Annotated in this window: 7 protein-coding genes and 1 pseudogene; 6 read left to right on the top strand and 2 right to left on the bottom strand. The window is 33.6% G+C overall.

What is annotated here, in order from left to right; all coding sequences use genetic code 11:
- The 5 genes and pseudogenes from AST99_RS18715 to AST99_RS07380 all read left to right on the top strand — a co-directional run.
- Positions 1 to 942 (top strand): annotated as a pseudogene (locus AST99_RS18715) (hypothetical protein); the annotation flags it as partial.
- Positions 943 to 1126: 184 nt separating this feature from the next.
- Entirely contained in the window at positions 1127 to 4603 is a 3477-nt protein-coding gene (locus tag AST99_RS07395) for a hypothetical protein (protein ID WP_057780865.1), read from the top strand.
- Positions 4604 to 4622: 19 nt separating this feature from the next.
- The gene (locus tag AST99_RS07390) at positions 4623 to 5858 is read left to right on the top strand and encodes a T9SS type B sorting domain-containing protein (RefSeq protein ID WP_057780862.1); all 1236 of its coding nucleotides are present in this window, start codon (positions 4623 to 4625) and stop codon (positions 5856 to 5858) included.
- A gap of 1 nt (position 5859) precedes the next feature.
- A complete protein-coding gene (locus tag AST99_RS07385; RefSeq protein WP_057780857.1) occupies positions 5860 to 6804 on the top strand; it encodes a PorP/SprF family type IX secretion system membrane protein in 945 nt (314 codons plus the stop codon).
- A gap of 12 nt (positions 6805 to 6816) precedes the next feature.
- Positions 6817 to 8760 (top strand): OmpA family protein, encoded by a 1944-nt coding sequence (locus tag AST99_RS07380; protein ID WP_057780854.1) that lies wholly within the window; start codon positions 6817 to 6819, stop codon positions 8758 to 8760.
- Positions 8761 to 8889: 129 nt separating this feature from the next.
- Here the strand turns inward: AST99_RS07380 and AST99_RS07375 are convergent, their stop codons facing one another.
- Positions 8890 to 9732, bottom strand: a complete 843-nt coding sequence (locus tag AST99_RS07375; protein WP_057780851.1) for an alpha/beta hydrolase family protein — start codon at positions 9730 to 9732, stop codon at positions 8890 to 8892.
- A gap of 176 nt (positions 9733 to 9908) precedes the next feature.
- A complete protein-coding gene (locus AST99_RS07370) occupies positions 9909 to 10499 on the bottom strand; it encodes a hypothetical protein (protein ID WP_057780848.1) in 591 nt (196 codons plus the stop codon).
- Positions 10500 to 10707: 208 nt separating this feature from the next.
- Here AST99_RS07370 and AST99_RS07365 point away from each other — a divergent pair, with 208 nt between their 5' ends.
- Entirely contained in the window at positions 10708 to 11577 is an 870-nt protein-coding gene (locus AST99_RS07365; protein ID WP_057780842.1) for an AraC family transcriptional regulator, read from the top strand.
- Positions 11578 to 11613 lie beyond the last annotated feature (36 nt).

Genomic DNA, 11613 nt, shown 5'->3' with positions numbered 1-11613 from the left:
GCAGGAGAAAAAGGAGATACAGGAGCAGCTGGTCCACAAGGAATTCAAGGAATACAAGGGCCAGCGGGACAAGATGGTGTGGTAGATGCCAAAAATTTAACAGCATCTACAGGTGATAATTCAATAACAGTAACAGATGGAACAGGTGCTACACTAGTAGATACTAATATTAAAGTAACAGATGGCGGAATTATTACTGCGAAGTTAGCAGATGCTGCTGTTACTACTAGTAAAATTAATGATGGTGCGGTAACTGCTCCTAAATTAGATGCCGGTACAGGAGATGCTGGACGTGTAGGTGTAGCAGATGCTCAAGGAGACGTAACTTATCAAAACCTTGATGATTTAATTGATGAACCTTGGAGAAATACAGATGATACTCCTGCAACAGATAGCTCAACAGATATAAATTATATGGGAGGTCGTATAGGTATTGGTACTACTACTCCAACCAATCAATTACACATTGCACCAGCAACAGCAACAGAAGATCCAGTTAAACTAGAAGGATTACAAGCGAGTGCGGATAGTGCAGACAAAGTAATAGTTGCCACGGCAGATGGTGTTTTAAAAACGGTGACTAATAATACGCCTAAGTTTTTCTACATGCCAGCAGTAATCTTTGAAACGACTACAACGGGTACAGGTTTAACACGTAATTTATATGATGATTATAACAAGCAGTTCACAGGACAAGCCTTTGATGTGGCTCATGGTGCTCTAGGATCTTCAATCACGTATACAGGTGGTCTAGTAGGAAGTACAGGTGCTCCAGCAGCAATGGATGTTTATGCAAATACAGAGTTGTACTATTATATATCCTATTACGATCAATCTGTTTTTGCAAATGTATCTATTAGTGATACAGGAGTGTTAAGCTACGATATTATAAGTAGTGCAACATCAACTGCCTATATGAATATCATATTTGTAATTAAATAAAATAAATAGTCTAGACACTGCAATAGTGGTGTCTAGGTTAATTATAACGTGAAGTATAACTATTTAATTTAACCGTATAAAAGTATGTTGAAGTTTAAAATATTAAAACCAGAGGCTGTAAATATTTGCTCTTTAGCGTTTTGTTTTAAAAGTTCTAATGTGCTTGAATATATAAACATACAGCATGAAATTTAATACTACAATACATATTACTATTGGACACTTTAGTAAGCTCATGCTTATTATTGGGATGTTTTTATTAAGCGCACAATCTAAAACTTGGGCACAGACAAAGATGTATGCTGATAATGCAACAGAAGTAAGTACTGATGAAAGAGTTGTTTCTCTCACAGGATGCGGTTTAGCTGGAGCTTTCCCTTGTAATGGACCTACAGTTGTTAACTCAACGAATGCTGAAGGTAATACTACAGACTATTCAAGTTTGTATGCATATGGAGGTTTGGTTGCTGGAGCTGGCTCATACGAAGCAATCATTGAACTAGATTTTCCTACAACTGTATCAGCAAATACCTGGTCGTATGTACGTATAGATACAGATACAGGACTTTTAGATGGGCTTTTAGGTGGTAGTTTAGGTGGCTTGGTGACTGGACTATTAGACGCAACCTTATTAGGTAATCAAGAAATTGTTATTGATGCTCGTTTAAATAACTCATCTGTATTAAGTAGGTCTAGTGAAGCTGGTTTTGATACAAATACCGTAAGGCTAGTAGAAGATGCTAGTGGGTTTACTTATATTGCTATTCGCCCTAGCAGTACTTATAATAATATTCGGATTACACATAAGAAATCTGCATTAGTAGATCTAGGTGGCGAAAAAGAATTAAAAGTATATAACGCTTTTTATTTTGATAGCGTAGGAGGCGAGTGTGGTCGTCCGTTTGCAACTTCTTTTGATGGAGACGGCGGTATTGGTATAAGTTTATTAGATGTTCAAAATCAAAACTTAAATAATGCCATAGATACTGATCTTAATACATATTCTAGTTTACAATCTGGATCGATAGTCGATCTTAGTGTAGCATCTTCATTACAACAAAACTTTTATTTTTCATCTCCAGGTTCAGATGATAATACCTTAAATATTAAAATAGCTTTAGGGTCAAGTGGTCTTGCTAGCGTAGATTTAATAAGTGGTATACAAGTTTTACTTTATGATGAAGATGATGCTTTGATATATACACGTAGTTTACAAAGTGGCTTGCTTAATGATGCAGCTGCCTTAGGTTTATTAGATAATGGAGATCCAATAACAGTTACTTTTGCGCCGGGTATTGCATTTAGTCGTGCTGTGGTAAAATTAAACAGCCTTTTAGGTGTAGATGTAATAGGGGATGGAATAAAAATATATGATGTACAGCGCTATGATGAAGATGTCACCGGTTGCGACAATCCATTAATTGCAGCTTTACCTACTGCTACTACTGGTCCTTTAGAGACGCCTTCTTGTGCTGCTACTTTATTAGATTTTGAAAATGTAGATTTCCCTGGTTATGCTGTTGATGATAATAATGAAAGCTATGCCGTTTTAAATGCAGATGCAGGAAATCTTTTAACAAATAGCGCCTCTGCAGGATATGTAAAAATGGACTTAGGTAGTGTCGCAGCAGACCAAATAACTTACGTACGTATTGGTTATGATGAAGATGTGTTAGATCGTTTATTGGGGGGTACTTTAGGTCAGTTAGTTGGTGATTTGGCAAATGATTTATTATTAGGCAATCAATACATACAAGTACAAGCATATGATGCTGGAGGGACAGAAATATTAGACTTGAATAGTGGAGATTTCTTTGGTGGTGTTAATGGTAATGCTACAGGAAATGTAACCGTAGTTGAAGATAATATAGGGAGACCCTATTTAGCAATTAAACCAAGTGTTGCATATAGCAGTATTCAAATAACAAATCATGTAACAGCAGTATTGCCTACAGGTAAAGAAAGTGCTTTACATGTTTATAATGCTTGTTTTGAAACCGGAATAGATCCTTGTTTTGCTGCAAACTTTACATCGTACACTGGTTCAGGTGTAAGTCTATCTTTAGCAGAACTTTCTGCTGCAGGTGTTACTAATCCTTATAGAGCTATCAATGAAAATTCATCAGATTATTCAGAAATTAATTTAGGAGTAGCGGGGGTAGCTGCAACTGTATATCAATCGGTATACTTTTCACAACCTTCTCAAGCAGGAGATCATGTAAAAGTCAGAATGTCTTTAGAACCTACGTCCTTATTGTCATTAGATATTTTAGGTACTTATAAAATAAAATTCTACAATGGCATTACACAAGTAGGACCAGATTATAATCTGCAAAGTGGCTTAATAAACAACATAGACTTACTTGGTTTATTTGTTGCAGGAGGTAGTGTAACGTTAGATTTTGAGTCGCCAGGTATTTTCGATCGTATAGATGTAGGTTTAGAATCTTTAGTATCTGTAGGAACAACTGCGCCGCCAATGCGTCTGTATGAAGTAAGTCGTTATGGAGATGCATGTCCTATAGTAATTACGCCTTCACCTTTTGAAGAATCTTTATGTCTATCGAAGATAGTAGATTCACAAAATGCAAACGAACTTCAGAATTTAACAGATGAAGACTTTGATAGTTATGCGACGTTAAACTCGGGTGCTGGGTTCCTTTTCGGTTCTAATCAGTTTGAAGGTTTTGTAGAAATGGGGTATGATATAGCCGTTGATGCAGGTGTAACAAGTTACGTTCGTATTGATTTTGATACAACCATTCTTGATGGCTTATTAAGTGGAAGTTTGGGTAATGTGGTTTCGGGGCTATTAGATGGTCTTGTTTTGGGAGATCATTATTTTCAAGTAGATGTAAAAAATAATACGTATGATGGTAATGGAGATGTGACCTCGTCTACCACAATAGCTAGTGCTTCAAGTAATCAAGCAAGTGTTGGAGGGAACGATATGATACGTGTGGTGCAGGATGCCGTAGGTAGATATTATATTGCTGTCACTCCAAATCAGGCCTATAATGCCATTCGTATTACAGATATTACTAATAGTGCTTTGGGGCTTTTAATAGAACCTAATTCGATGAATGTATACGGTATGTGTACTGAAATTAGTGAAGATCGTTGTTTGGATGCTTTTGCAACTTCTTACGAGTATTCTGGGCTAAACTTAAGTGTTAATGATGTTTCTGGAGCAGGAGTCACTAACCCATCTTACGCTATAGACGATAATACACAGCATTACTCAGAGATTAGTAACGGAACTTTAGCAGTAGGAACATCTACCAAGCAATGGATCTTTTTTAATACCGTATCTAACACTACAGATATAGCAGTAATAAATTTCAAAACCGGTGGTGGTGTAATAGATTTAGATGTCCTAGGAGGGTTACAAATTAAAGCCTATTTAGGAAATACTGAGGTTGCCATGTTTGATTTTGGTGATGGAATTATAAATGGTTTAAACGTAATAAACTTACTAAATAATGGAAATACGGTGTCATTAAATTTTAGACCGGGTGTAGATTTTGATAGAATAAGTGTAGGTATTGAAACCTTAGTAGGTGTTTCTGTATTCCCACCAGTTCATCTTTATGGTGTTAATAAATTATGTAATAGCAGCTTTTTAATTACAAATCCGATGATTTACCAAAAAGTAGATTAATCTAATAAAAGGAATCTTTATGCAAAAACAGATATTTTATATAATAATACTTTTTTTTAATATGGGCTTGTTTGCGCAGACCTCAAATAAAGGAGTATTGTCAGTAAGTGAAAATACAACGTTTTCTATAGTAGAAGGCTTTGATAATTTATCGTCAGGTAAATTTTACAATGATGGAGACACCTTTGTGTACAGCGATCTTAATAACGATGGTGTTTTAGATTTTTATGAGAATACCGGTATTACACGATTTATAGGTTCTAGTATTCAGAATATTACAGGGACTGAGGTTAGTTATTTATACAATGTTGTTTTTAATAACAGTAGTAGTGCAGATCCCTTTCATGTGTCGGGCGAAATAAACATAAGTGGTATATCAGATTTTAATCAAGGTATAGTTGATAATGATAATTATGGTGGAGAAATTACATTTAACATTAATGGAAATCATATCAACACTTCAGATATTAGTTATGTAGATGGATTTGTGAACAAATTAGGAGATCAAGAATTTATGTTTCCTATTGGAGACCAAGGTCATTATAGGTTAGCTGGTATATCTGCGCCTGATGATTCAAATGATTTTTTTAGAACGAAATATTATTTTGAAAACTCGAATGATTTGTATTCACACGACTTAAAAGCTGAAAATATAAGAGAAATAGATCCTCTAGAATATTGGGATGTACATAATCTTACAGATAGTCCTGAGGGTTTAATGACGTTTTCCTGGAGAGAGTATTCCATGACAGGCGGTTTAATGCAAGCAGTAGAAAACAATGAGTTAACTATTGTAAGGTGGGATGAGTCTAGTAATATGTGGATAGATGAAGGAGGCGTTATCGATTTTGAAAATCAAACCATTACAACAGATGTGTCAGGTTACGGTATTTTTACTTTTGCCCGTTTAGAAGGAGAACGTGAATTGCCTTGTGCTTTGGTTGTTTATAATTATGTGTCGCCAAATGGTGATGGAAAAAATGACTTTTTCTTTATAGATAAAACGAGCGACGAATGTAATTTAAGTTTAACCGTTCAAGTGTTTAATCGTTGGGGAGTAAAAGTTTATGAAACTAACGATTACGGTGAAAATGGTAATGTTTTTGATGGCCGTTCTTCTGGCCGATTGACAGTAAAAGATTCAGACAAACTACCTGCAAGCACATATTTTTATGTTGTAAAATATAAGGATAGCGATGATGTAGATAGCCAGTCTTATAAACAATCAGGTTTTTTATACTTAACAGATAACTAATATGAACAAAATTATAACGACTTTAAAAAAATCAAAGATACTTACGTTAGTGTTATTATTGGGGCTGTTTTTTATGATGCCCGATATGAAAGCACAACAAGAATCGGAATATACACAATACATGTATAATACAATCTCTGTAAATCCCGCCTATGCAGGATCTAGAGAATCGTTAAGTATGTTGGGTATATATAGAAACCAGTGGGTAGGTTTAGATGGTGCTCCGGAGACTTTAAATTTTTCTGCTCATTCTTCTATAGGTGTTAAAGGTGTAGGTATGGGTTTAGGAGTTACGAGTGATAAAATAGGGCCTTCAACAGAAAGCCTTGTCGCTTTAGACTTTTCTTACACTATTAATTTGGGATACGATTTAAAATTAGCTTTAGGTGTAAAAGGAGGGATTTCTTTATGGGATTTAAATCCTAATAAATTAAATATCTATAATCCAGACGATGTGTCTTTAACAAAGGAAAATTATAGTTCTCCTATAATTGGTACAGGATTGTATTTGTATACAGAAAAATGGTATGTAGGATTGTCTTCTCCAAATTTTTTAGAAACAAAGCACTATGACGATATACAGGCTTCAACATTTACAGAAAAAGCACATTTATATTTAATAGGTGGATATGTTTTTGATGTTAATCCGAGCTTTAAATTAAAACCCGCTTTCTTAGTGAAATCTGTGGTAGGAGCTCCTTTAGCTGTAGACCTCTCTTTAAATACTCTAATTAATAATGGATTAACCCTAGGGTTGTCATACCGATTAGATGCTGCTGTAAGTGCGATGGCAGGCTTTCAAGTCTCAAAGTCTATCATGATTGGTTATGCATATGATTACGATACTACGGAATTAGGAAATTATAATAACGGATCTCATGAAATCCTTTTGCGATTTGAATTAGGTACAAGACGTAGATCTGTTGTGAACCCAAGATTCTTTTAAAAAATATACGCTATGAAAAATAAAATAACCCTATATAGTATTGTTTGGTTTTGCATAACCCTAATTACTATTTCAACTGTTCGCGGACAGGAAAAGAAGTTAATTCAGGCGAGTCAGGATTATGAAAAATTAGATTATGTTAATGCTCAGAAGATTTATTTGTCTGTAGCAGAAAACGGTTACAAGTCTGAAGAATTATACACTAAACTAGCTAACAGTTATTATTTTAATGCACAGTACGATCAGGCTGTAAAATGGTACGATAGTTTGTTTAATATGGTAGAAAAACCTAAAAATAACATTGTTTATTTACGCTATTCTCAGGCCTTAAAAGCAAAAGGACAAGCAGATAAAGCTATGATTTTTTACGATGCTTTTGTGACTGAAAATAATATAAAAGACACTCCGCTTCTGGCTAAAGATTATTTAGAATTAATTAAAAAAAATTCAGGCAGATACACTTTAAAACCGCTTGAGCAAATTTATGATGAAGACAGAATTTCTTTTGGTCATGTTGTGGTTAAGGATACGTTGTATTATGCTTCTACAAAAAAAGCCAAAACATTTCTAAATAAAAAAAGTGCTTGGGACGGTCTGAGTTATTTGTCACTTTATAAAATTAAAATAGATTCTGTTAATCAGGCAAACAGTAACCCTAAAATGCTAAAGGGGCATATTAATGGTAAATTTCATGAGAGTTCTCCCGTCTTTTCATCAGATAATAATACCATGTACTTTACAAGAAGTAATAAAACATTAGAAGCAGATGATGACGATTATAAATTAAAGATTTACCGGTCTGTAAAAGTTAATAACATATGGCAGGAATCTGTAGAGTTGTCTATAAATGATGACGATTTTTCAACTGCTCATCCGGCATTAAATTCAGATGGAACAAAATTATATTTTTCATCAGATAGACCTGGTGGCTATGGAGAATCCGATATTTATGTGTCTATAATTAGTTCGTCTGGTATTATAGGTGCGCCAAAAAATCTAGGACCAGAAATTAATACTAGTGGTAAAGAAACATTTCCTTTTGTTACTGCTAATAATGAACTCTATTTTTCTTCAGATGGTCATTTTGGGTTAGGTGGTTTAGATGTGTTTTATATAAAGATTATTGATAATCATTATGGAAATTTATTAAATATAGGAGAACCTTTAAATTCTTATGCAGACGATTTTGCTTTTGGAATAGATCCAATTTCACAACGTGGATTTATAAGCTCTAACCGTTCAGCTAAAACCGGTGAATTTGTATACGATAACATATTTGCATTTAAAGAAACGGCTCCTATAGTAGACTTATATTTTTCTGAAATAGAAGGAGTGGTAACAGATAAACAAACGGGCTTACCCATTTCTGGAGCTTCGGTAAGTTTAAGTAATCGGGATGGTGAATTTTTTGCTAAGGTATTTACAGACGATAAAGGTTTTTACAAAGTAGAAACTAAAAAATTTCAGTCTTATCTAATCAAGGCAGAAAAAGAACGGTACGATACCGATGAAAATATCTCAGAATCTAATCAAGATAGTCAAAATATAGATTTTCAGTTGCAGCAAAATATAGTAGATCTTGAGCCTGGTATGGATTTAGCCGATGTATTAAATATACCAATTATTTATTTCGATTACGATAAATCTAACATTCGTGAAGATGCAGAAGTTGAATTACAAAAAATACTAGTCGCATTACATGAGTATCCTAATTTAAAGCTAGAAATCCGATCGCATACAGATAGTCGTGGTAGTGATGCTTATAATTTGAAATTGTCTTCTAGTCGTGCGCAATCTACTTTAGAATATTTGGTAAGCAGAGATATAGATAAGGATAGATTACTCGCCAAAGGTTTTGGTGAAACTCAATTAGTAAATGGATGTTCTAATGGTGTAGATTGTTCAGAACCTGAACACGAAAACAATAGACGAAGTGAATTTATTATTATAGAATAATGTTTAATGGCCCTCTTTTATGTAATCTCACACGTATTTAGATAGATTAATAGCATAGAAAAATCTTCTTATATTTTGATAGATTAATAGCACTTAAAAGGGGGCTCATTAAAATATTATAAAGTAAATTTATTTGTTCAAGAATGTAATGATGCCCTCTATAACCTCTTGTAGTTCTTGAGATAATGTGTCTTTCTCCCAAGGGTGAACCGTTTCAAAAACATGGTTAGCACCTTTAATAATTTTTAATTCACTATTGGGGTTCCATTCGTGTAAATTATATGCTTCTTCAATACGTACACTTGTATCTGCATCTCCATGAATTATAAGATGTGGAATTTTTAAATGCTGTGCTGCACGTTTAATTGTTAAGCGATCTTCATTAGCTTTAAAGTCTTCAAAGAACTGATAATAATGCGGCATATCTTGTTTGGTTCTGCCATTAACAACATATTCTACACCGTTTGTTTTCCATAGTTCTAAAGCGTCTCCGCTAGACATTCTAGATGCATAATCGCTTACTCCTGCTAAACTGATTAATCTTGTAATTCTCGGATCTTCTTCTGCTTTTATAGTGACTATTCCGCCACCACGACTGTGACCAACTAAATTGATGTTTTGAATATCTGCTTCCGTTTTAAAGCTATTGTTTACGGTAACCCAATCAATCACATCTTTTAAGTCGTCCAATTCAATAGAATAATTGTTAGCTCCAAAAGCATCCAAATCAGGAAAATCTATGGGTTGATCTACTGTGCCGCCATTATGAGAGAAATTGAATTTAATAAAGAAAAATCCAGCATTAGCAAAATGCTCTGCCATCACATTCCATGCGCCCCAATCTTTAAAGCCTTTGTAGCCGTGGCAAAAGATAACTATAGGTTTTGGTGTGTTGTTTTCTGTGAAGAATATATCGGTAACAATAGGTTTGTTGTGTGTTCCAGGGATAAGAGTGTTTGTAATATGTTTCATAATTAGACTATACTTTTAGTTAAAGCTAAGGGTTATAAAATTAAAATTTTATAATTGCTTGTTAAAAGATTTACCTGAAAAAAGGGCATAAAAAAAGAGTGAGATAACCAGTCCCACTCTTACAAACAAACTAACTAATTGACATAGTTTAACTAACTATCTATTTAAAATTAAAACTATATTTTAAATTGCTCAACGTAATTTCTCCCGTTAGCATTTATAATAACTTTATAACTACCAGAACGTTTTTCAGCTAAGCTGTAAATACGGTTAATATCTGTAGTATTTGAAAATGTTTCAGAATGAATGATGTTAAAATCTGAGTTGTTAGACGTGTAATAAATTTTTACATCAACGTCTTCTTTGTTTAAGTCTAATTTAGAAACATAAATTTTGTTTTCTTTAAACTTAATTACTGGCTTAAAAATGCTTTTCTCTTCAGATTTATTGAAAGTAACATTTCCTAAAGACACGGTAAAAGGCATGATTTCAATTTCGAAACCTTTTTCATGTTCAAAAGAGTACTGACCATCAGGTAATGCTGTTAAATCGAATTTGTTATTGTAAAGACCAGTAGTCTTAATTGTAGTATTGTATAAAATAGAACCGTAAGCATCTTTAATTGCTAATTCTTGTCCTTCTTTGACATTGTTAAGCGTTAAAACAACTTCTGATTTGTTTTCTGCAACAATATCATTATTAGATGTGTTTGCAAAACCAGAGATTCCTGCTAACATGTAAATACTAAATACAAATACTTTTTTCATAACACCAAATTTTATAACTTGATTACATGACAAAGGTAGGCGGGTAGTATAATCTAGAAAACATCGATATTGGCTATTATATATGCTATATTAACTGTAAATAAATTGTTAAGGATGTCTTATGTTAAAATAACATACATTAGGGTTAATTATACACATGCTATACCATATACATTTTGTATTTTTGCCATATAAATGAAAACGTCTAATGAAGTTAAAACCAACTTACGAAAAGGTAACACCAAGTTTTGGAAGCTCGTTGGTGGTAAGGCAACATACGCAAGAAGCCCACAAGAGTAAGGCTTTTTGGCATTTTCATCCGGAATTAGAGTTAGTGTATGTTAATAAAGGACAAGGGAAAAGACATATTGGAAATCACTTATCTTACTTTAATAATAGCCAACTTATCCTTATAGGTTCTAATTTACCCCATAATGGGTTTGCAGATAGACTTACTGCAAGAGGTTCTGAAACCATTGTACAATTTTTACCTAATTTTTTAGGCGATACATTTCTTAAGCTTCCCGAAGTAGAACGTATTGCTATGCTTTTTGAGCGTGCTAAAAAAGGTGTGTTATTTAAACCTGAAACGAAATTAGTTGTTGGTCCTAAAATAGAATCTTTAATAGAATATCAGGGGTTTAACCGTGTTTTAAAATTGTTAGAAATTTTAAACGACTTAGCCATGTCTGAACATTACAGCTTGTTAAATGTAGATGGTGTAGCTTTTGAAACGGAACCGCAAGACAGTGCTAAGGTTGATGTTATTTTTAGATATATAAATAACAATTTTCAGAATCATATTAGTTTGGAAGAGATTGCAGATCAGGCAAACATGACGGTTCCTGCATTTTGTAGATTCTTTAAAAAAGCAACCGGAAAAACCTTTACTAAATTAGTAAATGAATACCGTGTAGTGCATGCGACTAAATTGCTGCAAGAAAGTGAAATGAGTATTACAGATATTTGTTTTGAATGTGGATTTAATAACTTTTCACATTTTAATAAATTCTTTAATGAAATTACCGGAACGAGTGCCTCTAAATATAGAAGTGAGATGACACGTATTATTCAATAAATTTAATAGATTATCACTATAAATAGGAAAACCTTC

The organism is Formosa algae, from assembly GCF_001439665.1.
Taxonomy (GTDB): domain Bacteria; phylum Bacteroidota; class Bacteroidia; order Flavobacteriales; family Flavobacteriaceae; genus Formosa; species Formosa algae.
Note: the sequence above shows the minus strand (reverse complement) of the source record. Positions and strands in the feature narration are given on the sequence as shown.

What these genes read in the sequence shown, in the direction of transcription:
- AST99_RS07395 (WP_057780865.1), top strand. Translation starts at nt 1,127, where the DNA reads ATGAAATTTAATACTACAATACATATTACTATTGGACACTTTAGTAAG.
- AST99_RS07390 (WP_057780862.1), top strand. Translation starts at nt 4,623, where the DNA reads ATGCAAAAACAGATATTTTATATAATAATACTTTTTTTTAATATGGGC.
- AST99_RS07385 (WP_057780857.1), top strand. Translation starts at nt 5,860, where the DNA reads ATGAACAAAATTATAACGACTTTAAAAAAATCAAAGATACTTACGTTA.
- AST99_RS07380 (WP_057780854.1), top strand. Translation starts at nt 6,817, where the DNA reads ATGAAAAATAAAATAACCCTATATAGTATTGTTTGGTTTTGCATAACC.
- AST99_RS07375 (WP_057780851.1), bottom strand. Translation starts at nt 9,732, where the DNA reads ATGAAACATATTACAAACACTCTTATCCCTGGAACACACAACAAACCT.
- AST99_RS07370 (WP_057780848.1), bottom strand. Translation starts at nt 10,499, where the DNA reads ATGAAAAAAGTATTTGTATTTAGTATTTACATGTTAGCAGGAATCTCT.
- AST99_RS07365 (WP_057780842.1), top strand. Translation starts at nt 10,708, where the DNA reads ATGAAGTTAAAACCAACTTACGAAAAGGTAACACCAAGTTTTGGAAGC.